The sequence below is a fragment of the Streptomyces sp. McG3 genome (assembly GCF_018619185.1).
Lineage (GTDB): Bacteria > Actinomycetota > Actinomycetes > Streptomycetales > Streptomycetaceae > Streptomyces.
Genome location: NZ_JAAXYC010000119.1, coordinates 1 through 22,609, shown reverse-complemented (window position 1 = coordinate 22,609; position 22,609 = coordinate 1). Strand labels below are relative to the sequence as shown.

Annotated in this window: 17 protein-coding genes, 1 pseudogene and 1 CRISPR repeat array; of the genes and pseudogenes, 13 read left to right on the top strand and 5 right to left on the bottom strand. The window is 68.2% G+C overall.

Annotated elements, in window-relative coordinates; all coding sequences use genetic code 11:
- Positions 1 to 106: 106 nt before the first annotated feature.
- Positions 107 to 727, top strand: a complete 621-nt coding sequence (locus HET64_RS20065) for a hypothetical protein (protein WP_215107531.1) — start codon at positions 107 to 109, stop codon at positions 725 to 727.
- An 841-nt stretch (positions 728 to 1,568) separates the two neighbouring features.
- On the opposite strand, the gene HET64_RS20060 is transcribed toward HET64_RS20065, so the two are convergent.
- Positions 1,569 to 2,159: a TetR/AcrR family transcriptional regulator gene (locus HET64_RS20060; RefSeq protein WP_215107529.1), complete on the bottom strand. Its 591-nt coding sequence runs from the start codon at positions 2,157 to 2,159 to the stop codon at positions 1,569 to 1,571.
- 38 nt (positions 2,160 to 2,197) lie between these two features.
- Here HET64_RS20060 and HET64_RS20055 point away from each other — a divergent pair, with 38 nt between their 5' ends.
- The 9 genes and pseudogenes from HET64_RS20055 (at position 2,198) to HET64_RS39135 (ending at position 8,771) form a co-directional block, all read left to right on the top strand.
- Positions 2,198 to 2,569 carry a nuclear transport factor 2 family protein gene (locus tag HET64_RS20055; protein ID WP_215107527.1) on the top strand — a complete coding sequence of 124 codons (372 nt, stop codon included), beginning with the start codon at positions 2,198 to 2,200 and terminating at the stop codon, positions 2,567 to 2,569.
- Positions 2,570 to 2,735: 166 nt separating this feature from the next.
- Positions 2,736 to 3,254 carry a DUF1772 domain-containing protein gene (locus HET64_RS20050; RefSeq protein ID WP_215107525.1) on the top strand — a complete coding sequence of 173 codons (519 nt, stop codon included), beginning with the start codon at positions 2,736 to 2,738 and terminating at the stop codon, positions 3,252 to 3,254.
- Positions 3,241 to 4,187, top strand: a protein-coding gene (locus HET64_RS20045; RefSeq protein WP_215107535.1) for an IS5 family transposase whose coding sequence is annotated in 2 segments (ribosomal slippage) — positions 3,241 to 3,451 and positions 3,451 to 4,187 — 948 coding nt in all. Because the reading frame shifts where the segments join, the coding sequence is not laid out codon by codon here. Before HET64_RS20050 ends, HET64_RS20045 begins: the two co-directional genes overlap by 14 nt.
- A 380-nt stretch (positions 4,188 to 4,567) precedes the next feature.
- On the top strand, positions 4,568 to 5,167 hold the full coding sequence (locus tag HET64_RS20040; RefSeq protein ID WP_251145583.1) for a hypothetical protein: 600 nt from the start codon (positions 4,568 to 4,570) through the stop codon (positions 5,165 to 5,167).
- A gap of 53 nt (positions 5,168 to 5,220) precedes the next feature.
- Positions 5,221 to 5,355, top strand: a pseudogene (locus HET64_RS39900) (GntR family transcriptional regulator); the annotation flags it as partial.
- A 242-nt stretch (positions 5,356 to 5,597) separates the two neighbouring features.
- The gene (locus HET64_RS39140) at positions 5,598 to 5,975 is read left to right on the top strand and encodes a UTRA domain-containing protein (protein ID WP_308370231.1); all 378 of its coding nucleotides are present in this window, start codon (positions 5,598 to 5,600) and stop codon (positions 5,973 to 5,975) included.
- A gap of 902 nt (positions 5,976 to 6,877) precedes the next feature.
- On the top strand, positions 6,878 to 7,165 hold the full coding sequence (locus HET64_RS20030) for a helix-turn-helix transcriptional regulator (RefSeq protein WP_215107523.1): 288 nt from the start codon (positions 6,878 to 6,880) through the stop codon (positions 7,163 to 7,165).
- Complete coding sequence (locus tag HET64_RS20025; RefSeq protein ID WP_308370230.1) at positions 7,162 to 8,442, top strand: MFS transporter; 1,281 nt, start codon at positions 7,162 to 7,164, stop codon at positions 8,440 to 8,442. The genes HET64_RS20030 and HET64_RS20025 overlap by 4 nt, the downstream gene beginning before the upstream one ends.
- Positions 8,443 to 8,540: 98 nt before the next feature.
- Positions 8,541 to 8,771: a hypothetical protein gene (locus tag HET64_RS39135; RefSeq protein ID WP_251145582.1), complete on the top strand. Its 231-nt coding sequence runs from the start codon at positions 8,541 to 8,543 to the stop codon at positions 8,769 to 8,771.
- A 1,205-nt stretch (positions 8,772 to 9,976) separates the two neighbouring features.
- On the opposite strand, the gene HET64_RS20015 is transcribed toward HET64_RS39135, so the two are convergent.
- The 4 genes from HET64_RS20015 to HET64_RS20000 form a co-directional block, all read right to left on the bottom strand.
- A complete protein-coding gene (locus tag HET64_RS20015; RefSeq protein WP_215107521.1) occupies positions 9,977 to 10,222 on the bottom strand; it encodes a transposase family protein in 246 nt (81 codons plus the stop codon).
- A 234-nt stretch (positions 10,223 to 10,456) separates the two neighbouring features.
- A complete protein-coding gene (locus HET64_RS20010) occupies positions 10,457 to 10,924 on the bottom strand; it encodes a hypothetical protein (protein WP_215107519.1) in 468 nt (155 codons plus the stop codon).
- Positions 10,925 to 11,331: 407 nt separating this feature from the next.
- Positions 11,332 to 12,162, bottom strand: a complete 831-nt coding sequence (locus tag HET64_RS20005; RefSeq protein ID WP_251145581.1) for a hypothetical protein — start codon at positions 12,160 to 12,162, stop codon at positions 11,332 to 11,334.
- A 353-nt stretch (positions 12,163 to 12,515) separates the two neighbouring features.
- A CRISPR array of direct repeats spans positions 12,516 to 12,971; the repeat unit is 29 nt; unit sequence CTGCTCCCCGCGCGTGCGGGGATGGTCCC.
- Positions 12,972 to 13,016: 45 nt separating this feature from the next.
- The gene (locus HET64_RS20000) at positions 13,017 to 18,326 is read right to left on the bottom strand and encodes a sacsin N-terminal ATP-binding-like domain-containing protein (protein WP_215107517.1); all 5,310 of its coding nucleotides are present in this window, start codon (positions 18,324 to 18,326) and stop codon (positions 13,017 to 13,019) included.
- 133 nt (positions 18,327 to 18,459) lie between these two features.
- On the opposite strand from HET64_RS20000, the gene HET64_RS19995 reads away from it, so the two are divergent.
- The 3 genes from HET64_RS19995 to HET64_RS19985 all read left to right on the top strand — a co-directional run bounded on the left by HET64_RS19995 (position 18,460) and on the right by HET64_RS19985 (position 22,522).
- A complete protein-coding gene (locus HET64_RS19995) occupies positions 18,460 to 18,750 on the top strand; it encodes a hypothetical protein (protein WP_215107515.1) in 291 nt (96 codons plus the stop codon).
- Entirely contained in the window at positions 18,740 to 19,411 is a 672-nt protein-coding gene (locus HET64_RS19990) for a hypothetical protein (RefSeq protein WP_215107513.1), read from the top strand. The genes HET64_RS19995 and HET64_RS19990 overlap by 11 nt, the downstream gene beginning before the upstream one ends.
- A gap of 1,230 nt (positions 19,412 to 20,641) precedes the next feature.
- Entirely contained in the window at positions 20,642 to 22,522 is a 1,881-nt protein-coding gene (locus HET64_RS19985; RefSeq protein WP_215107511.1) for a hypothetical protein, read from the top strand.
- Positions 22,523 to 22,609 lie beyond the last annotated feature (87 nt).

Genomic DNA, 22,609 nt, shown 5'->3' with positions numbered 1-22,609 from the left:
CCCTCCCGCCCCGCAGGAGAGTGCAGCGACATGCCGGACGTCCCGGCCCTGGCAGGTCAACGGTCCGTACACGACGTGCCATGCACCCACTTCCTATGCTGCCTCCATGGGTATGGACCTCACGGTATTCATGGTGGACTGGGGAGAGTTGAGCGCCATCCCCGTCGAGCACCGGATCGGACGGCTTGAGGACATCGCGTGGCCGGGCGAGTTCGGCAACGTGTACGACGACAGAGACGAGCGGTCCCACGGCTGGCTCTGGCCTCCTGGGACAGCACCGGCGTGGTGCGCCGTATACAGCTTCCTCACCACGACCAGCGCGCACATGCCGCATGCCCGCGCGGGCGCGGCATGGGCTGACATGCGTCCGCTCGTCGACACGCCCGTGCGTCAGTCGATAGACCGCTTCCTCGGAGGTCTGATCTGGGACGAGGAACAGGCCAATACTCCGGCGGTGGCAGGCGGAGGAGTCTTCCCGCCACCCGCCGACCGTTGGCACCCGCATGTCCTTCTGGTCTGCCCGCCGGAGGCGGTGGCGGGCAAGGCCCGGGCCTGGGAGCGGGTGAAGCCGTGTCTGGAGGAGCTGAGCGGCGCGTTCGCTGCCGAGTGCGAGGGCTGGGCGGGCCGCCCGGACACCTTCGAGAGTTTCGTCGCCCTTCTGCGTGAATGGGGCGCAGTGGTCGCGGAGGCTGCTCACCGGGGGTGGGGCCTGGTGGGGCTGCCCTGACTTTCAGCGCCGACGGGCGCCAGCCTGAACCGTTCCTCTCCCCGGGACGTCCAAGCAGGCATACCCGACACCGGGGGTCCGGCGTTACGTCTCCGACCGGAAGCCGGAGATCCTCCTTGCCCTGGTCCGTGCTATGCCGACCAGCCCTGGCTGGCATTTCGAGATCAAGGTTTTGACGGACACCGGATGATCCTCCCGGCGCACCGAGGACGGGGTGATCGGCTACTCCCGTACGGGCCCGATCGTCACCTCCCACTGGATGGACCTCGCCGTGGCCGCCATGGCGTTGCCCCCGGGGACAACGCTGGACGGGGAGGCGGTCATCTGGCACGGGGGGCCGGATCGATTTCGGGGCGGTCCAGGCCCGCGCCGCCTCCTCGATGGACCGGGCCCACGCCCTGGCCGCCCGCCTCCCCGCCACCTACGCCGCGTTCGACGTCCTGGCGCACCCCGACCACGGCGGCGACGCGCTGGCCGCCCGCCCGTACACCGAGCGCTCCTGGTCGACGTCGGCCCCCCGCTCCAGCCGGTCCTGGCAACTTCCAACCGGGACACCGCCCTGCACTGGTGCGAGGCGATCCAGCCGCAGGGCGTCGAAGGGATCGTCGCTAAACCCGCCGGCAGTCCGTACCCGTTCGGCAGCCGGACCCTGTGGTGTGTTGACTGCACCCATCGGTGAAGCCGTGCAAGCCGCGTATCTGAGTAGCCGTTCTCTGACGGACTGCTGACCGCCTCCCAGAGCATGGCGAACATGGAGTTTCCTGCGGACCTGGGCTTAGGCCCTGTATCTTCGATCAGAAGCTAAGCAGGACCAGTTGATGAGCATGTCGCACACTGTCGGTCACGGCGAATGATCGGGATCATGAGCGCCGTACAAACGCATCACCGACGCCCGGTAGTGCCTTGCCGCAACCCGCGCGCCCAGGCGACCGATACGGATCTGATGGTCGGCGGCGTGGCCGAGCGCAATCGTTGCGGCAACCAGCCAGTTCGTCTCCAGTTCGGTCGTGAACTCGCCGCTGTCGCGTCCGCGGCGGATCAGAGCCCCCAGGCGCTGCTCGATCAGTAGATGACGGGACGCGTCTGTCTCCGAGTCGCCGTCCGTATGACCAAATGACGCCTGCTCGGCCAGCAGTTTTCCGACTGCGGCAAGGAACCGACCGAGGGCTTCGGTGGCGGGGTCGGCGGCAAGGTCAGCGGCATCCAGCACAGTGAACGCGCGGCGGCTCAACTCGTCGCGCACCGCCGCGAGCAGTGCTTCGCGGGTACCGAAGTGCACGTATGCGGTCTGCCGCGTCACGCCGGCCTCGGACGCGATGTCGGACATGCTCGCCTCGGGGTGCTCGGCCAGCACTTGAATAGCCGCCGACACAAGGGCGGCACGGTTGCGCGCAACTTCCACCCGCTGACGGCGACGCCTTATCTCTGACATGGTTGACAAGGGTAACAGGACCCTTAACCATGACAGGCATGTCAGAGATAACTGAGCTGGCGGCGCGCCGCCTGCTGATCGACTACACCCGCGACATGCCCCTCTCCGACGACGATCCCACCCGGATCGCGGACCGCACCTTCACCGACGACGCGGTCTGGGTAACCGACGGAACCGAGCTCACCCGCGAGCAACTGATCGCACACGCGGCTCCGGCCCGCAAGAACGTCACCGCCGTCCAGATGCTGATCGATGAACTCCTCGTCGACGGCCACCGGTTCGCCGCACGCTGTCGCCTCAGCACGGAACACCGCAAACTCGGCCACACGGTGATCGAGTGGATCCTGGTCGGCGAGATCGCCGGCGACGGACGGGTTCAGCGCATCCACCAACTCGGTCGCAACACGTGAAGCTGCCCCAGAGCGCCTCACCGGTGACGTTCTGCCACAAGAAGGCGAACCGGTCTCCATATGAGTCCACATGTTCGCAGAGCTCACACCCAACGGTGCTGCGAGAAGTCGAGCCGCTCACCCGGTCCGTTACCCCCGCCGAACCGGAGACGGAAGAGTGATCCGCATGCGCATCCGGCTCGTCCAGGGCCTCGCCCTGCTGTCCACCGGCGCCCTCGCCGGCGCATTCGGCTACGGAGCGGCCAACCTCGTCCCCACGTTCAACGCCGTGCCGCTCGACATGAGACTGTCCTTCCATGCCCAGTTGATGCAGATGAACGGCATCACCATGCAAGGTGCCATGGGCGTGTCGGCGCTAAGTGCCCTCGCGCTTGCCGCCATGACGCGAGGCGCCGCACGGCGGCTGGCCGGAGGGGCTGGTCTCCTCGTTATTGCGTCCTTCCTGATCACCCGTCTCGGCAACGTCCCCATAAACGGCCGTATCAAGCAGTGGGCGGTCACCTCGGCACCCGCCGATCACGCCGAGATGCTGACTCGCTGGGAGGCGTTCAATTACGCACGCACAGGCACCGCGTTCGCTGCCTTCGCCCTGTTGATCCTTCTCTCACTGCGCCGAAGCCCTTCTGCTCAAGGTCCAAACGCCACCCTGGAGACGGCCTCCACGACCAGTGATTCGCTGTTCTGATTATGCTCAGCAGGGGGATCTCACTGACGACGAATGGGCGGTGCTGGAGCCGCTGCTACCCAGGGGCAACAACCGGTGTGGGCGGTGGCGCGATCACCGGCAGGTGATCGACGGGATTGTCCACCGGCTCAGTACCGGGTGCCAGTGGCGCGAGCTGCCAGAACGCTTCGGTCCGTGGCAGACCGTCCACAAGCGGACATGCTGTGGTCAGCCGACGGCACCTGGGAGAGGCTGCTCCAGCACGTCCAGGCCGTCGCCGACACCGGCGGCAGCATCGACTGGAACATCAACATCGACTCCACCTCGATCCGCGCTCATCAGCACGCCGCCGGGGCCCCGACGGCCTCGGCACCGACACGTCCCAAAGCCTCAAAAGAAGACCGTGCAAAGATCAGTGCACATGCACGCGCGCTTGCGCCCGTTCCTGGAGGAGGCGCCGCGGCAGGCGAAGCCCCCGGCCGCTCCCGCGGCGGGCTGACCACAAAGCCCCACCTGAGCACGGATGGCAAGTGCCGCCCGCTGTCACTGGTCATCACGCCCGGCCAGCGGGCGGACTGCACCCAGTTCGAGCCGGTCATGGACAAGATCCGCGTCCCGCGGCTCCGGACGGGCAGACCCCGGCGACTGCCGGACAGCGATAGCGCCGACAATGCGTACAGCAACGGCGAGATCCGCGCCTATCTGCGACGACGTGGCATCCTGCACGTGATTCCGGAAAAGAGCGACACCAAGGCCGCCCGCCGACGCAGGGGTTCATGCGGCGGCCGACCTCCCGCCTTCGACAGAGCCCGGTACCAAGCTCGGAACACCGTCGAGCGGGCGATCAACAAGCTCAAACAGTTCCGAGCCGTCGCCACTCGCTACGACAAGCATGGATACGTCTTCCTTGGCACCGCCACCGCCGCCGCACTCCTCATCCGGCTCCGCTCGTGATCGAAGAGACACGCCCTAGTGGTCTGGCGCCAGCTCGAACCTGGCTGGAGGTGGTCACGCGTTGACCTCCTGGACGTAGCGCCGGACTTGAGCGGGAGTTTGGCGCCGAGCTTGAGGGCGGTCTCTACAGCAAGCATCGCGGAGGTCTGGGCGGTCTGCACGGTGGTGCGGGCGGTCGCGGCGGGTTGCCCCCGGCGGGGACGGGGGCCTCGACCTGGTCGGCGGTCTCGGTCGCGGAGCGGGCGGCGTCGATGGCCTTCGCGGCCGGACTCGGTCGTCGGCCGGATGTCCTTCCGGCGGAACCACCGGCGGACGCACCGGCGTCGGTAGGAGCAGCCGAGTGCACCACGCCGACGTGGACGCAGTGGGGAGCGGACGGGATGAACACGGGGGACGGAGATGCCGACGGCGCCAGGCCGGCGCGTACGGCGGACGCACTGCCGAAGGCTCCGCTGAAATGGCCGACCGGCAAAGAGTGGATGGCCATCGTCGGCCTTCCCCTCTTTTTCGATTGCTTTCTCTGGATGCTCGGCCGCGAGAGGCTGTCCGTGGTGATCACCGGGAAGTCCGCGACGCTCACCTACGTGGGGCAGTGCCTTGAGGGCGGCGGCCACACGACGCCGCCGCCCTCCTGCTACGGCCGGTGGCAGTTCGCCGACGGCAGCACCGCCTCCGGAACGATCCACGACTCGTCGGTCGACTACGGCGACACCGTCTTCGCCTCCGCAGACCGGGCTTACTCCTCGCTCGGCTCCGCGTGGAGCGAGGCGTGGCCCGTCTACGCTCTCATGATCATGCCGGTGGTGGTGAGCGCGATCGTGTGGGTGAACCACTACCGGCAGGACCGCCGGGAACGGACACGGCAGCTGCGGAACCCGCACGCTGACGAGCCCGAGCCCGAGACCGGACGAACCGACAGTCCCGGTTCCCCGGAGGAGCGTGACGAGGAAGCCGCCGCGGGCGGGAAGGAAACCGGGTAGCCCCCGCCCCCGTCTCCTCCCGCACAAGCTCATAGGCCGGTCACCGGTACGAGGTGACCGCACGAATCACAGCCGCTGAACTGCGCGCCGCCATCGAGGACGGGACCTATCCCGCGGGCGGCACCCTGCCGAAAATCATCGACCTCGCCCAGCAGCACGGAGTCGCCAAGCAGACTGCCCGCGAAGCCGTCGCCCGACTCGAAGCCGAGGGCCTGGTCGACGTCACCCGCCGCCGCGGAACCGTCGTCCGCGCCCGGCCCGTACGCCGGCGGCTCACCCGCGGCCGCCAGGTCCTCCGCGACGAACGCGGCTACTACTTCGACGCCTCCGCCCAGCCCTGGACCGCCCTCGAACTACCCGCCATCACCTGGGCACCCGCCCCCGCGACATCGCCACCCTCCTCGGACTCCCCGAGGACGCGAAGCAGGACGTGCTGGTACGCGACCGCCTCATGGGCGACCCCACAACCCGAACCCCACTCCAGCTGGCCACCAGCTACCTGCCCGCCTCCCTCGCCCGCGGCACCCGGCTCGCCCAGAAAGACACCGGCCCCGGAGGCATCTACGACCTCCTCGAACAGATGGACCACGCCCCTCTGTCCTGGGAAGAAGCCGTCAGTGCCCGCATGCCCACCCCCACCGAGAGCGACCGCCTCCATCTCCCCAAAGGTGTCCCGCTCCTGCGCATCACCCGCACCACCACCGGCCCCGACGGCACCGTCGTCGAGATCAACGACACCCGCATGTCAGCCGACACCTTCGACATCGGCTACGCCCTCACCCGGCACCCCAGCGCCCAACGCCCATGACAGCACCGGCCTTCAACGGGCCGACGCCGCGGTCAGCCAGCGCGTCTTCTCGGCGTCGATCCCCACGATCGGGCCGTGGTGGACCAGCTTCACGTGGAAAGGCAGCACGCGGAGTCGGACCGTCTCAACGACGTGATCGGGCATGCACGGGGCGCCGCCGAGCGTCCACCGGTGAAGGGATGGGTCGCCAAGGCAGCCGCCCTTCCCCTTATCACCCGGCGACAGCGACACGACCAAGGAGATCCCCTTCCGCCTGCGTCTCACCTGCTCCCGAATCTTCAAGGGCGTCGGCCAAGCCTTCGGGAGGGGAGCCCTGAGCGACGAGTCAGCGGCGGGTGACGGTTTAGCCGGTGTCGTTGACGGCGGCGGTCCAAACGTCTCGGTCGAACCACTTGGTGATGTTCGGCTACATCTCGCTGATCATCCGCATCCGCGTCTCCCAGTCGTGCCCGACGTCGCCGCGGCTGCCTTCGCAGCCGGCACAGCCGTCCTCGCCGTGGATGTGGCCGGCCATTCAGGCGTTGGCCGCGACGTTGATGGTGACCGTGTACAGGTCACCGCCGGTCTGGGCCGGGGAGTCCGCCACCCCGGCGAGGACCAGGCGAGCTCGGGGTTGTCGATAAGCGGCATCGGGGCCTTCCCGACGTCCTTCTCGCTGCTGCTCTCCTCGTAGGAAGCGTGGCTCTTCGCGAGACGGTCGGCCGTGGCGGAGGCATCGAAGTACCGCCAGCACTGCCACTGGTGCGGCCCACCTCGGCGACGACCTCGGCTTGCTCACCTCAACTCAATCGTGCGAGAATTCCCGCACAATTATTGTGCGACTATTTTCGAATGATTGGGGATGTCCCGTGTCACCGCGGACCTACCACCACCCAGACACTGACGAGATCGCCATCCCGCGAGTGCTCTTCGCCCTCAGCGAGCCGCTGCGGCTGAACATGGTGCGCATGCTCGCCGAGCAGGGCGAGACTGACAGCATCGACCTAGGCCCTGAACTGCCGCGCTCGACGCTGACCCACCACACGAGCCTGTTGCGCGAGTCCGGCGTGGTCTTCGTGCGCGCCGAGGGCCGCAAGTGCATGATCCGGCTGCGCGAGGATGACCTCGAAGCACGCTTCCCGGGCCTGCTCGGCACGGTACTCACCGGCTACGAGAACGCCGACGACGACCGCGGGGAGGCCGGCGCGTGATCCGCAAGGTGTGGCCCCTGGCCGTCGCCGCCGTCTCGCTGGGGATTGACGCGTACGTGCTCGCGGGCGTCCTTCCCCGGATCGCCGACTCGCTGACGAGCACGGTGTCGATGATCGGCCTGGGGGTCACGACGTTTACCGCCGCCTACGCGGTCGCCGGACCGCTGCTGTCGGGAAGACTTGCCCGCGGCAGCACGGCACGGGCGCTGCTCATCGCGCTCGGGCTGTTCAACCTCGGCAACCTCGTCACCACGGTCGCGCCGGGCATCGAGGTCTTCCTCGCCTCGCGCGTGGTGGCCGGCGTGGGCGCGGGCGTCCTCACGGCCGTCGCGACCGCCACTGCCGCTGCGATGGTCGCCGACCACGAACGGGGCCGCGCCATGTCCCTGGTGACCTTCGGGCTCTCCACCGGCACGGTCGCGGGCGTGCCGGTCGGGATGATCATCGGCCAGAGCGCCGGGTGGCGCTGGACCATGGCCCTGGTCGTGCTCATCGGAGTGGTCAGCATGGCGGCGCTGGCCTTGCGCGCGAAGACGCTCCCACGTCTCGACGCAGCAGCGGGCGGGTCCGCGTTCACGGTGCTGCGATCAAGCCGGACCATCGTCGGCATCGTGGCCGCCTTCCTCTTGGGCGTCGCGAGCCTGGGCCTTTACACCTACCTGCTGCCCATGGCCGAGGACCGAGGGCTCGGGGGCCTCGGCTTTGCCCTGGTCTGGGCCTGGGGCATCGGCGGCGTCACCGGCTCCGCGCTGATCGGCAAGCCGCTCGACCGCTACGGCCCCAAGACGCTCCTGGTCGCGCTGCCTGCCCTGCTGGCGCTGAGCTTCGCCGCGGCATGGCTTTCCTCTTCGCCGATCGTGTGGCTGATCGCGGCTGCGGTCTGGGGCGCGGCCGGCTGGGCGAGCGTCCCGACGCTGCAGCAGACCCTCACCGCGCACCGGCCCGCGCAGGCAATGCCCATCATCCCGTTCCAGATGGCCGCGATGTACCTGGGCTCCGCCGCCGGGGCCGCCCTCGGCGGCGCGTTGCTCACCGCGGGCACCGGCCCGGCCGACCTCGCAGCCTGGGCGCTCGCTCCTGCAGTTCTTGCCGTGGCGCTCACCGGCTGGATCGCGACCCGCGCTCCAGCACGTCAGGCGTCAGAACCGGCACAGACAGCCGCGTGCGCCGGATCAAGGACGCCGTCTCCCTCCCGGTCATCACCTCCAACCGGATCAACACACCCGAGAGGGCCGAGGGACTCCTCGCCGCAGGCTCGCTGCAGTTCTTCTTCTTGATCGCACAGTACTTCCGCGAGGCCATGCCGCGGAGGCTGATCCAGCTGATGACCGCCTGCCAGAAGGCGGGCGGGCGGATCTGACTGACGCAGGAGGAGATGGCGAAGGTCCTGGACGTACCCCGCGCGAAGATCAACGAGGCGCTCCAGGAGGTCATGGGCCATGGCATCGTCTGGCTTCCGCTCTCCTGCCCAACCGCCCCAGCGTGGCGCGTTGATCCCGAAGGCGGTCGAGATGTGACCGTCATGTTGGGTAATCCGAGCCACCCGAGGGGCGTCCGCCAGCTCATCGGCGGCATTCTGCTGACTGACGTGCTGACCAGTGCGTGAACGCGTGATCCGGCCAACGGCGAACCACGTGCTCTCTGACGTCAGGTCAGGAGTTCGGAGGGCATAGGCGGATTACCCCTCGCTTGCAAGACCGCCTTTACATCACAGGGAATATGTCCGAGCTCCTTGAGGGGTTTGGGCTCTCATCGAGGTGCAAGCACTTCCACGTCTTCGGCCCGATGATCCAGTCGGTGTTAATCCCGCAAGCGTACTGAATCCGCCAGATGAACGAATGGTCCCCCATCCGAAGAGGCCGTCCTCGTCGAGCCGTGCCTTGCCGCCCAACTTGGCGTTGTTGACGTTCCACAGGCACTGGGCGTGCTTGACAGCGGCGGAGTATCTCCGACCATCGTCGTACTCCAGTTCCGGATGACTTCCGGAGTAGGGGCACTGGCCGGCCGCCGTCGCGGTCCCCATCGGTGCCATTCCGGTGAACGCCAGAGCCGCACTTAGCGATACTGCACCCGCCACCAGCTTCCTTCGCATACCCATATGCCTTCAGCTCCCTGTTGCTCAGGACCGACACGCACCCGAAGCGGCACGCGGATCGAACCTACTGATCTGAAGCCGAACCAGTACCTGGAACCTTCGAGGCCGACCGTCGGCCCTACTTGAGGTATGGGCGGCGGGTCACCTGCACGCCGTTCGCAAGAACGGCCTGCTTCCCGCCCAAGCCGCCCGGCAGCCGAACGTTGACTCCCCGCGCACCTGAAACGAAGAGCCGCCGACACCCCGGCCATCACCGCCTCGACACCGCTGCCCACCAGAACAGCCGACGGACTCCCTGGAGGCGCAACACACCTGTTCGGCGGCTGATCCCTCGACTTGCGACATCGTTCCGTTCCCATTAGTGCATGTCGACAACACTGCCCCTCTCTCACGGAACGCGCCGCGACATCCGCCGTTCCGCGGCCCGTGCCGCGCTGGCTGTCTGTACCTCCTCTGCCGTGACCGGCGCGTGCTTCACGATGGCCAGCCCGGGCGCCCGGGCCGCGGACGGCGACTCCCCCGCCGACGTCGCACGACCAGGCCGCTGCTGCGCAGCACCGCGAGCGCGTCGTCTAGAGGCTCGTAGGCGCCAAAATGGTGGCGCAGCATGGGATACCGGCGGACCTCGGGCTCCTCGGAGTCCAGGATCTGACCCGCGAGCTCCAGTAGGGCTGGCTCCTTGCTCGTCTCGTAGTCAGTGAGCCTTTTCCAACCTCTCAGGTTGAGGCGTGACGAGGGGCGGGGATGGTCTTCACGATGGCGGTGACTCGGTTGGTGCTACAGCGGAGTTCCCGCAGGAGGCGCCAGCCCTTCAGAGCGTCCACGGCTTGCTCTCCGGGGCAACGGATCCTGGCGTGGGTGCTGTTGTGCCGACGTTGCCACAGCTTGATACGCAGGCCGCGGAAGGGTCCCCGGATGATGCCTTCGGTGCCTTGATACGCCTTGTCCGCCCAGCACTTCACCTCCGCGTCGCGGGGGCGTAGTCACCGGCAGCACCCGTGTCGTGGCGAGCGCCGGGAACAGTGGGTGAGGCCGACAGCAGTCGACCTGCCGCATCGGCGATGACCTACCACGCCGAGCCGGGCTCATCGGACATGGCGGCGCCGACCCGGTTGGGAGCTACAGGGGAGCTGCGCACCGACCGGGCCCCCTTGATGACCTCCAGGGTCTCGTCGGCTTTGGAGGGTCCTTAGCGATTATCGGCAGGAGGACGCCTTCTTAGCGCTCGGTTTGGCACTTTTGGCTGCCATCCAAACCTTGTAGTCCGAATACCAGGGGCCGAACCCGCTTCTAAATTCCTGTTCACCTGCATCCATTCCGCCAGGATGCGTACCCGTGGCCCAGACCACATCATCCGAAGTCGAGAAAACGGCATCGATGGACAATTTGTACCCTTTGGGGGCCGTCTTCCCTGACTTCAGGGACCAGATCATACAGGGGGGCATGGCGCCAGCCTCGGCCGCTATGACCTTTTCAGCCTCCCCCGTGCTGCTGACGCCGTAGGTGACATAATAGATTTTGACGTTCCATATCGAGTCCATATTTCGATTAATGATCGTCCATCTGTCGCCTTCCGTGACAAAAGTAACTCGACCGACAAAATCTTCCAGTTTCTTTTTCTCGTCTTCCTCTTGGCTGACGTGCTGTTCCCGGTACGTCGCCACGGCTACATATGTTGACGCTGCGGCCGTAACGACAGTCAAAAGGGCGGCCATGCCCGCCAAGAATGTCCCCCAGGCCGATAGCCGATTGTGCCGCCTCTGGTGGTCAGGCGCGGGATGGGTCGCCGGTGCCGGTTCTGGCGTAGCCGTTGGTTCAGCGTTCACGTGCCCCCCTGTCAGAGGGGTTGTTCTCCCCTCCCAGACGCCTCGCAACACTTCCGTGGGCGCCGGAGCCCCTTCTCGCAGCGCGAAAGCCCCGCACCAGTCCAGTGCAGGGCACTTCCGATCTGTCGAACCGGTTGATGGGCACGTCTCTCCAACCAACCGCATCAGCGCCGTACGCGCCATCGAGGAACCATCCCCGCACAGCCGGGGATGGTCACTCCTCGGCGCTACCGGTGAGGCCAGCGCTACGCCCCAGGCTGCCCTGGCACGGAGGCAACAACAACGGACTGCGGTGCGGGCGGCGGTTGTGGCCCGGCGACCATGGCTTGGACCAGGGCGGTGAGGATTTCCCCCCGCTGCTCCTGGGTGAGGTCTCCGTCGGCGACGAGGCGTTCCGCAGCGAGGTAGCGGGACAGTTCGAGGGGCTGGTCGAAATAGGACCGCAGGTGGGTGGCTGCGGCTTCTTGGGACCGGATGAACGTCTTCGCGACGTATCCGGCCAGCGCTGCGGAGACGGCACCGAGTCCGCCGGCAACGATGGCGACCGCGGTGGTGCTGGCCCAGAGGGCGATCCCTGCGAAGAGAATCAGGAGCAGGAACCCGGCACCCATGGCTATCTGGGCGTTGCGGAAAGACGTCTTGGCCTGGCCGGTTGCGATCTGGTGGTAGAGGTCGAGGCGGGCGTGAGTGGCCTCCCAGAGTTCAGGGAAACCGAGGGCGCCACGCCGCCCGGCTTCGCCGGTCGCAGGCTGACCATGGCCTGGCTCCAGTTCCGGGTCGACAGCTAGCGGGGTGTCACGGCTGTGCATAAGGCTGCCGCCGATGATGATGTCCGCTTCGGTGTACTCGCGGCGGATTGCGTCCGCGAGTGCGCCTTCCGCGCGTGTCAGGCGTTGCCGGCTCTCCCCGACAGCTTCGCTCTCGCCCGGTGAGAATCCGAAACCGGTGATAGACGCGGCTACCGTCAACATCAGGGCAACAGTGGGGAGGAGACTGATCGGCTCGGGCATGCCTTCCGGCAGACGATCGTCGAAGACGGTTTCCATCAGCACCACGCCCACGACGGTGAGGGCCATGAGCACTGTCCCTCCTATGAGCAGGACGGAATGGACGAGGGGCCTCGTCGAGCGACTGCGGCGCGATTCGGGCCGTTGAGGCTCAGTGCTGGGCGGCATGGATCAAGGGGATGCCGGGTGGATGTCGGGGCGTCCACCAGTTCCGGTGAACCAGCTTCTGCCCCCGTGCGGCCACCACGGCTCTACGATGGGTATCCGCGCCGATGCTGAGCTGCCGTGCCGGATCACACCCCGGACTTTCCGCCGAAGACCCCGCAGCCGCCGCTCTCGCCCCGTACACCTTGCGATCCTCGGTCGCCTCGAACGGCGACCGCCACAGCAGGTCGGCGGGGCGGTCAGCGGCAGGGAAGGGGACCATCCCCGCGGGCGCGGGGAGCAGGTCGCGCCGGAGATCGACCCGGCTACCGGCGTGGGACTATCCCCGCGGGTGCGGGGATGGTCCCCTCCGCGCCACGCTCCCTCGGCACATCGCGTTCTGCTCCCCGCGCGTGCGGGGATGGTCCCGTTTCCGCAGCGTCCATCCACGGCCGCCAGCCCTGCTCCCCGCGCGTGCGGGGATGGTCCCTTGAGGGAGTCCTCGGTCGTCAGCCCGACACTCTGCTCCCCGCGCGTGCGGGGATGGTCCCGACCTCGCGCAGCCGATCGGCGGCCCCGACGCCTGCTCCCCGCGCGTGCGGGGATGGTCCCTCCGCCGCCCGTGGCCACGTCGACCGGGAACTCTGCTCCCCGCGCCCGCGGGGATGGTCCGCAGCCGAAGCCGAGGTCACCGCCGTCGCCGCGCTGCTCCCCGCGCCCGCAGGGATGGTCCCGGGCCGATGATCTGACCGGCGCCGACTGCGGAACTCCTGATTGATTCAGCCAAGGTTGAATCGGAGCCTCATCTGAGTGCTGACCAGTTCGTAGCCAGCGAGGTCGGGGGCGCTGAATGGGTTGGGCAGGACGGTGATGTTGCGGCGGTCGCGGTCCAGGACGTCAGAGACGTACACGACGAAGTACGTTTCACCCGGGGCCAGGCGGGAAGCGCGTCGTACCTCTGACTCGCCCAGGATGATCTCTCCGCTGTTGCCCGTGGACGACTTGACCTCGTAGAGGTAGGTCGTGTTGCCGTCGTGGATGACGAAGTCGTAGCCGAGCCGGTCGTCCCCGGGCTGGGCGCCGGCGAGTCCGTGCACGCGCAGGCTCGACTTCCACGAGTTCTGTGGTTCGACGCCGAATTGCTCGTGCAGCCACGTGGCCACTGCTGCCTCCCCCGCGAGGCCCACCGGCAGGGCGCGGTCCTGGTCGTTGCCCACGGCCTGGTAGGAGCCGCCCTGTGATCCGGTGGCGGGCTGTGACGGGGTCCGCGGCCGGGAAATGCGCGGTGCGAGTGCCGTGACGGCCGTGGCCGGGGTGGCGCGCTGTTCCGGCGTCAGGTCCGCGGCCACCTCACGGGCCAGCGCCGCCAGGTCGTCGGGTCCTGCCGGGACGAGCTGGCCGTTCAGGACCACCTGGGGGCCCGGCAGGGGCGCTCCGGACCGGCCGGCGCTCGCCGTCGCGCCGCTGTTCCCGGCTGGCGTCGACGTGGTTGCTGACAGTCCGAGCTGCGACGGCCGGTCCGATAGCGGCATACCCGCCGGCCAGTGGCTGTGGTCGTTAAGCCAGGTGATCAACGCCTTCTTGGACAGGACCTCGAAGTCCAGCAGCCCTTGGTCGTCCAGCGCTCGCAGTACCTCCTGCGGGGGTGGAGGCACCACGGTGCGGCTCGTCGGGTGCAGATGCTGCCAGTCCTCGATCAGCTGCCGTAGGCGTGGCAGATGCTGGTGGACGGCGGCTGTGGATGACTCGCGGACCTCTGTGAGCGGCCCCAACGCGCGGGACGTCGACGGTTGTGCGGGGAGCGATCGGTTCAGCCAGGTCTCCGCGTGAGCCTGGAGGAGTTGATCGGTGAGGTCCCAGAGCGTCGTGTGCCAGGCCGGGTCAGGCGCGAGCGCGGGCAGGCCGCGCAGCCGCACGTAGGCGGTCAGGGACCTGCCGGAGCGGTGGTCGTCGGCATGGGCGTCCCTGACTCGCTCGACGAGTACGGGACGGCTCCGCTGGAGCCAGGCTGCGAACTGCCGCTCGTGCCGGTCGGTGTTGTCGATCTGCGGCAGGCCCAGTGCCTGCCAGGCGCGGTTGGCCTCGGCCAGGGTTACGGACAGGGCTCTCAGCTGTCGTTCGGGATCGTCGTCGTCCAGAAGCCGCATGAGCCGTTCCGCGTCCGATGCGTCGATCCGGGAAGTAAGCCAGGCCTGGAGGGCAGCACGGTGGGGGAAGTTCTCAATACGTTGCTGAAGTTCCTCCGCGAGGTCGAGGTCGAGGCAGGCGAGCAGCGGCACGAGCCGCGGACTGCCGGAGCTCTGCGAGGCCCGCTCGGCGAGGACGGCGCGCAGCTGGTGCTGCCGCAGGTCCAGGGCGTTCGCGAGGTCCTCCTCGGAAACGTCGTCCGTCTTCAGGCCCCGCTCCTCCAGCCGGGTCAGTGCCTTCCACAGGATGTGCTCGAGGTGGGGAGCACGGATGAGAGCGGCGAGGGCGGGTGCGGCGGTACGGAGTATCCGCCAGCCGGTGCGTAGCCCGCTGTGCACGACGACGACGCAGGGTCGGTCGGGGTGGGGGTGGAGCAGGGCGCGCTCCGTACCGTTCTCGGTGAGACGGTGTCCGGCGATCCAGACAACGGCTTCGTCGGCCACGGCCACCTCGCAGTGGCGCAGCAGGCTGGTCGCCTCGGTCACGGCCACGGGTTCCGTCCGGGACGCGCGCTCCTCGTCGAACTCCAGCAGAGCGGCGACCAGGGTGAGCAGCCAGGGACCTGCGTACTGGGCCAGCGGCAGGCGTATCGCCTCACGGACGGGCAGTCCGTCGGCCTGGATGTCGTGTGCGGCGTCGCCGCACCGCTGGACGTCGAACGCCGCCCTCTTGTCAAGGAAGGCATGGACCCGGGCACCAAGCGCCTTGTCCCCGATCGGGATCACAGGTACCGGAACACGGTCCAGGAGGACCCGGTTCTGAGCCCCGTCAGGGTTGGGGGCGAAGACCGTCTCGTCCGTCTGCGCCGGGTCCAGCGATTCGAGGACGCCGGCCCGGTGGACCAGCAGCCGGTGCGGTGGCGCGGCGGGCCCGCCGTCGGCGACGCGTGTGCCGCCCTGGCCGGGCAGCAGCTGGGCCCACGCCTTCTCGTACTCCCGCCTGATTTCGTGCGCGAGCCTGCCTTCGCGCAGGTGAGGCTTGGCCTGCACTAGCTCGGGCAGGTGGCCGAGCCTGTCGAGCGCGGTCCCGGCATCGTCCCAGGAGCGGATGCCGAGCAGGCCGAGGCGCGCCACGAGCTTGGTGGACCGACTGCTGCGCAAGGCTGCGGGCACCACGCTGAGGAACGGGGGCGGAGTCTGCGTGTCCTGCCACCACCAGGCCCGGCGCGCGGTCGCGAATACAGTTCTCTCCGATGGATCGCCTGAGACGGAGGTCTGCGGGATCCACGGCGCGTGGGTGAGGAAGGCGGCCAGCGGGGTGGGCCACCAGGTCCCGATGGAGTCGGTGTGGCGTACGAAGTGCATCTCCAGCGCGGAGTCGGGCCAGGCTAAGGCGAGGCCGTGCACGATGAGTTCCGCATACAGCCTGCGGTCTTCCTCACTGAAGCTGGCGTAGACGTCCTGTCCGGGCAGTACGGCCGTTGTACGGGAACGTGAGTGGTAGTCAACGCTGACGTAGCCGACGCTCCGCCGGTTCGGCCAGCGCTCGGCGGCCGTCCGCCACTGCGGCAGCAAATCGTGTCTGTTCGGGGCCCAGAAACGGGCGGGCCGGTTGAGAAACTCGCCTCGCACTTCGGTGCGGAAGGCCTCGTAGCGGGGGCGGAGGCCGTGAGCGACCTCGTGCCGTTCGAGGAAGCGCCGCATGATCTCGACGGAGAGCGTGTCCCCGCACAGGTCCTCGGGGCGCGAAAGGAGCCGCCGCTCGGTATGGGTCAGCACAGACGAAAGCTCCCGGACATGCTCCAGGAACCGGGTCAGGGTGTCATCGACTGCCGAGTGCTCTCCCGGCCACCCCGACCCGAACATGGCAAAGCGCGCGTCCTGCCAGCCGCCCCGCGTCGGGACCCGGAGACCGTGCAGTCGCGGAGGCTTGCGCCCTTCCTTCTCCAAGGTGTGGGACACCGCGCAGGCGTAGCGGAGGCAGGCCATGCGCACGTTGTCGTCGTCTTCGCCCTCTCCGCCCGCGCGCAGGGCCGCGGCCACGACTTCGAGCACTTGGTCGGTGCTGTAGTCGTGGACGAGGCCGACGGCCTTGAGCCAGGTGCGGCCCTGCGCTCTGCGCTTGCGGCCTTTGCCGGTCCAGGTGATGGCCTCGTGGACGAAGTGCAGCCTGCCCGACAGCCCGGTGGGCAGGGCCGGAAGGGAGCCGCCCCGTGGGGCCTCCCGGTCGAAGAAGACGCCTTCCGCGGCAGCTGGTACCAGCGCCGGCCCGGCCGTGAGGATGATTCGCTTGCCGGTGACGTCCAAGCCGTCGGGGAACTCCTGTGAGAGGTCGTAGTAGAAGTCCGCCCACCATCCGGGGTCGAGCGGGGCGCGGGCGGTCGCCTTGGCGAGCCGCTCGGCCCAGGAGCCGAGGCGTTCCGTGGGCGGTTGGAGGCGCATGCCCACCCTGCCGGCCAATGAGACCAGCTCCCGTAGCCGAACGGGGTGCAGCTGCGGGTCGAGGAGATCGGTGATCCCCGTAACGGCGACCGCGTGCGGGGTGAAGGCCGTGGCGTGCTCCTTGCCTTCCCACAGCACTGCCCGGTGCAGGGAGGTGCGCGTGCCGGGCGCTGCGGCGATCACTGGGATGAACGGCACCTGGGTGATGCCGTGACCGAGTCGTTTGAAGGCGGAGGTGAGCCGGTGCAGTGCCATGGGCGATTGCCAGCACATCAGGTCGACCAGCGCCCCGGAGGGAATGGGTGCGCGTCCGTCCGTCCTGGCGAGAACGGCGCGGGCACATGTCTCGGCCACGGTGTCAAGCAGCAGGTCGTTCCACGGCACCACTTCGTTGAACGAGCGCCGGTTGAGCTCGGCGAAGAAGGGGGCGTGGACGAAGCCGCGCAGAGGGGTTGCGATCTGCTCGCCCATCGGCAGGAAGGTGTACAGCCGCCCCTTGGCCAGGGGATCGGCGACCGGGACGGCGATGCGGACCTCGGCCTTCTTCTCCCAGGCCATCCAGTCGTGTCGCATACCGCTTCTCTCGATCGACGCGGTGAGCGCCTCCCGGGCACGGTCCGGGTCGACCTTCCCGCAGACGACGATCAGTCGCATCTGCCGGCGCAAGGTGACCTGCTGCACCTTCAGGCCACGGGCCCGGTACAGCACCTGAACCTGACGGTCGTACGTCCTGCGCCGATTTTCCCCCGCGGCCCGCCACTCCAGCTGGACGCGTTCCAGGCGGTCGAGGAACAGCTCGAACGGGGCACTGTCGTCGTCCATGAGCTCCCGCACCTGTGCAGCTGCTGCCGAGCAGGCTTCGGCGGACTTCAGCGGCAGCCGGACGACGGTGACGAAGCCCCGGCGTGTGAAGCTGTGGATGGTCTTCGGTGCTTCCTCCAGGAAGACTGGAACCTTCAGCGTGTGCAGGTTCGCCTTCAAGTAGTGGACAAAATTCGCGCGTTCGGGAGCCACCTCGCGGGCGAGCGCGTCGTAGTCGTCGAGCCGGGCGAAGCGGAATGTGAGCCCGTCGGGGGTCCGGGACCCGTCCCTGTCGACGCTGTAGACCTCGGGGGCGTCGCACAGGTTCAGCACACTCTTGAACCCGACGCCCTTGTGGCCGATCCCCGCGTCGGCACGCTTGGGAGACAAGGCGATGCTGCACAGGCCCTTGAAGTTCTTGCTGCTGAACGGCTTGCCCCGATTGGCCACGTAGAGGGTGCCGTACTCACCCTCGTCCTCGTCCAGCCGAATCTCGACACGTCCGTCGGCGGCACCGGCCAGGTGCGCGTCATGTGCGTTCTGCAACAACTCGATGAGCGCCCGCCCCTGGTACTCGGGCACGATGAGCGTATCGATCACGGCCTTGGCCTCGCCAGCCGCGTCACGGTCGTCGTCCCAGTCCCGCAGACAGCCACGCACCTCGACTAGCGCCTTCTCGTGCACGCGCCTGCGCACGGCCGCCGACCGGCGCTGCCGCACACGCTCAATCGACGGTCGCCGACCCCCCGCTGCCATGCAGCTTCTCCCCACTCCGATGCCCTCTGTTACAGCTGCACGAGCAGCCTCTCAAACTGGGTGCGCGCAGGGGCGGGAAAGCGGAGAACCCAGGCCCATGACCACGGAACAGGCCCTTCGGCGCTTCGGCCCACAGTTCGTCGCCGAACAGCGCCACCGCTACGGCAAGCGTCCGCCGGAGAACCGGATGCTCTCCTACGACCTGGCGGTGCTGGACGAGCACCAGCCCTGGCGGATCTGGCTGGACGAACAGCTCGATCTCCTGCCGGAGGCCGCCGCGGGGACCTTTGCCGCGAACCTGTGGCGCGCCCACAACTTCTGGCCCCAAGTCATCAGACTCGCCGCAGGTGCGGCCGCTGCTGCTACGGTCCGGCGCCATGAATACTGACGACTGGACGGCCTTCAGCGCCATTGTTGCCGCGGTCGGGGTGGTGGTCGCCGCGGTCATGGCTTACTGGACGACCCGCAAAGCGGCGGCGGCCGCCGCAGATTCGGCTGACACCGCGCGAGAGGTGGCGAAAATCGAACGCGACCGCTGGCACCGCGAGCTGACTCCTGAGCTGGCCTTCAGCGTGATCCGCGTGGGCCCCAACCGTCTGAGGCTCACCACCACACTCGACGGCCCGGTCGGCCTGGATCACCTCGACACGATCACCCTCACGGTGCGCGACGAGGCCGGACGGGATCACTCAGCCAGACCGCATTACGACGAAGCAATGCGTACGGAGCTGTCGTCGGTGATTTGGGGGGCCGCCCGATTCAGCCCCGGGGTCGACGGGGTTGCCGCGCCCGGCCGCAAGAGCATTATCCGGAGTCTGGAGCGCGGCAACTTCGTGTACCGGCAGATGGACAACTCCGGGCCGCCGAGCTGGTTCCAGGACCCGGGAGAGTGGGTGGACGGGTACTGGGACGCGAAACTGCGCCTGCACGCGGTCTGCGAGGTGGAGGGGTATAAACCCTGGATCGTCGTTGCCGAGGTCGAGAACCCGGGGATGAGGTACATCTCCGACGGCTCAGACGAGATGGAAGTTCCGGAGCAGTACCGCTGAATCACGACTGCCCGGGGTTGAGGCTCCGGGCGGCGCCGGAGGCCCCGACCCCGGCGGCAGGCCCTCGCCGAGTGCCGCTGAACGCCACCGACCTCGGGCCAGCACAAGCAGCTCACCCGGAGTCGACTCGCTAGCGGAGATCACACACGGTCACCAATGGCCCGGGTTCCTCGGGGAACTGGCGACAGTTGAATACGCGAGCTGACCAGTACCGAGGTCGGGGGCGGCCGAGGATCGCAACGTCCACCGCAATCACCGCCGGCCCGACCAGCTCGCCGTGGCGGTCGTCCTTCAGGGCGACCGAGGATCGCAACACCAGGGCCAGCGCGGCACCGACCCCGCCGACAGCGGTGGCGGTCGCCCTCCGTGGCGACCGAGGATCGCAACCCCGAGAACTGGACCTTCCGCGCCCGTACACCGGACGTGGCGGTCGGCCGAGGATCGCAACGCCGGGGGCGAGCTGCTGTCGCTGGGAGGCCTCTGGAGTGGCGGTCGCCCTTCGGGCCGGCCGAGGATCGCAACTGCCACAGGTCGAGGTACCCTCCCGACTCCGGGCGGTGGCGGTCGTCCTTCGGGGCGACCGAGGATCGCAACTCCCGGGCCTGCTCGGTACGGGCGACGGCCAGGTGCTGTGGCGGTCGTCCTCCGGCGCGGCCGAGGATCGCAAAGAGGACCAGGCCGTCCGGATGGAGCTGCGTGGAACAGACCCCCCCGGCGACCGTCGGCCCTGCGGGCGAACCGGGCCAACTGCCGGTCGTGGTCCACGTCGCCGTCGCTGGTGAGGACCTTGACGGCCACCTGCCGGTCGACCTTGAGATCGTGAGCTTTCCAGACCTGACCGAAGCCGCCTGCGCCGATCGGCTGGATCAGCCGGTGGTGCCCGTCCAGCACAGTCCCTTCCCGCGCAGTTCCCCTAACCACCGCTGGGGACGGTTTACCCCACGTGTCCCTGCACGCTAGGCCGAACAACCATCAAGGCGTGCTGCGCGGCTTCAGCCCGCCCGCCGCCCCGGCGACTGACAAGCCGGTGCAGAAGACCCTCCGGCCAGCATCGGGCGCGAAGGTCGTTCAGGTCTCGACTGGTTTCGGCGAGAGTTGAACCGTATGGGTATCAGCCGTTAGGCGGGTTCCCGGCCATGCGTCCCGGACCTGGGGAAATCGGCTGGGGCTCATCAGCTGGCCTGTTCCGCGTCGTTGACGAGTTCCGGTGCGACAGATTTACGGTGCGGGATGGCTTCCGGGCGCCCGGCCACGGACCTCCGCCGCCACGCCTACGGCACCACCCGGGCGCGTGCAGCCGCCGAGCTGCCGCAGCCGTTTCGGCCGGTTGTGTCAGTGCCGTGCCTTAGCCTCCAACTGTCAGGACTCATAAGGATTTACACCCCCGGGGGCAGGATGGCCAGGGACGCTCGTCTGGTGCAGACCGCAGTACTCGACACCGCTGATTCCGAGGATCCGGTAGAGTGCCCCACCGAAGCTCCGGAGATGCTGATCTTCCGCCGTGAGTATCTGGAGCGGACCTTCTGGTGCGGGACATGGCTGGGCGGGTGCGGCGGGGAGCTCACCGACAGGCTCTGCACGGACAAGGTCTGCTATTTCGCACACAAGGCCGACCCCGACTCCTTGGATTCTCCCTGCCGCAGGAGGAGCGGCGGCGCTGGTACCGGCAGCGCCGACCACCTGTACATCAAGGCCGCCCTGGCTGACTGGATGGCCAGCCACAACACCCCCGGCGGCACCCGCATCCCGCAGGATCCCAGTGGACACATGCGCCTGGGGGCGCAGGTGACCGCCGAGCCTGCCGGTCACCTCCCTCTCCACTTCATCCTCGACGAAACCGCGATGCCCGCCCTCGGCCAGAGCACAGCGGGCATGGTCTTCGGGGAGAACGTTGAGCCTCCTTCCCGGCTCCTGCGCGAGAACGGATTCGTGCACCGGGTGCGCTGTGTCCCCGCCGGCGCACACCGACGCACCCAGATCGGCACCGAAGGCGCCGACGGCTCCATCGACTGGCGTGACCTGACCGCTGATCACGTGCAGCTGACGGAGCACGGGCTGAGCACCGAGACCTCGACGGAGATCCACCGCCGTCGCTCACAGACGATCCCGATCGGCGCCCGCGCCCGCAGGCCGGCCCCCCAGGAGACCCCGATCCCCCGCTCTGCCCCTGCCGCCGAACCGGTCCAGGAGACCGACCGCGAAGAACTCGCCGCAGCTCTGCGCACCGCCCTCAAGGAGAAGGCCGGCATCACCCAGCTTCAGCGGCACCTGGACCGTATGGAGACCGCGGTCCGCAGCGGCGCGACCCTCACAGAGACCGAACTTCTCCGGCACGCCCATGAGGTGATGATGCGCTTGCGCCGCGGTGTCGGAGCCCCCGTTCCAGCAGCCACGCCCAGGAGACGGACAGCCGCCAAACGCAGCACCCCGCAGCCTGTACCGCTTGCGCGGCCGCGAATTCCCGGACCCTCGTGGCTCTCGGGACAGAACTCGCAGTCCTCCCGCGCCGAGCTGAAGAGCTCCTTCATCCAGGACAGGGATACAGACGCGGCAGTGCGCAAGGTTCGCGGGGTCCTGCGCAAGCACTCCAGGGGACGGACCAACGTCCTCGACAATCGCGAGGTCAGAGCCGACTTCGCAGCAGCCTTAAACCTCGCCCAGGAGAAGCTGCTGCACGGCGAACGGACCAGCGCAAAGGCCCTCCTCGCCCGATGGAATACGCCCTCCCAGCGGCCGGCCGACGAGAAGGCAGGCTTGAGCCAGCAGGCGCTCAGCGCCGCGGCCGTCGCCGTGCGCGGGGCGTTGAAAAAGGCGGCACGAGAGCAGCGCACGACGACCTGGGGACGGCTGAGAAGCGAGCTCGGCTCTGCACTGCCCCCTATGACGACTGCCGAACGCACGAGGGCCCTCACGCTGGTCGATGAAGACTCCGCCGCAGCCGACCAGCCTCTGCTGTCCGTACTCGTGGCCGCGAGCAACCCCGTCATGGCCCGGACCTACCAACAGGTCGTTCTCAACCTCGGCCTGGCCGCTCCCGAGGAGGACGATGCCCTTTTCGACGTCATCGAGGCCGACACCGAGCACGTCAACCGCTTCTGGAAGCATCGGTAGCTCAGCGAGGTCACATTGCCTCTGTTGGGCAGGGCACCTCTCCGTCGGGGTCACGCGGCCTGGCCCGGCTGGACAGACCCTTGGGCA

Excerpts from the sequence above, each read along its gene's own strand:
- HET64_RS20060 (WP_215107529.1), bottom strand. The coding sequence starts at position 2,159 with ATGTCAGAGATAAGGCGTCGCCGTCAGCGGGTGGAAGTTGCGCGCAAC.
- HET64_RS19990 (WP_215107513.1), top strand. The coding sequence starts at position 18,740 with ATGAATACTGACGACTGGACGGCCTTCAGCGCCATTGTTGCCGCGGTC.
- HET64_RS20005 (WP_251145581.1), bottom strand. The coding sequence starts at position 12,162 with ATGGCCCTCACCGTCGTGGGCGTGGTGCTGATGGAAACCGTCTTCGAC.
- HET64_RS20055 (WP_215107527.1), top strand. The coding sequence starts at position 2,198 with ATGTCAGAGATAACTGAGCTGGCGGCGCGCCGCCTGCTGATCGACTAC.
- HET64_RS20040 (WP_251145583.1), top strand. The coding sequence starts at position 4,568 with ATGAACACGGGGGACGGAGATGCCGACGGCGCCAGGCCGGCGCGTACG.
- HET64_RS19985 (WP_215107511.1), top strand. The coding sequence starts at position 20,642 with ATGGCTTCCGGGCGCCCGGCCACGGACCTCCGCCGCCACGCCTACGGC.
- HET64_RS20050 (WP_215107525.1), top strand. The coding sequence starts at position 2,736 with ATGCGCATCCGGCTCGTCCAGGGCCTCGCCCTGCTGTCCACCGGCGCC.
- HET64_RS39135 (WP_251145582.1), top strand. The coding sequence starts at position 8,541 with ATGGCGAAGGTCCTGGACGTACCCCGCGCGAAGATCAACGAGGCGCTC.
- HET64_RS19995 (WP_215107515.1), top strand. The coding sequence starts at position 18,460 with ATGACCACGGAACAGGCCCTTCGGCGCTTCGGCCCACAGTTCGTCGCC.
- HET64_RS20065 (WP_215107531.1), top strand. The coding sequence starts at position 107 with ATGGGTATGGACCTCACGGTATTCATGGTGGACTGGGGAGAGTTGAGC.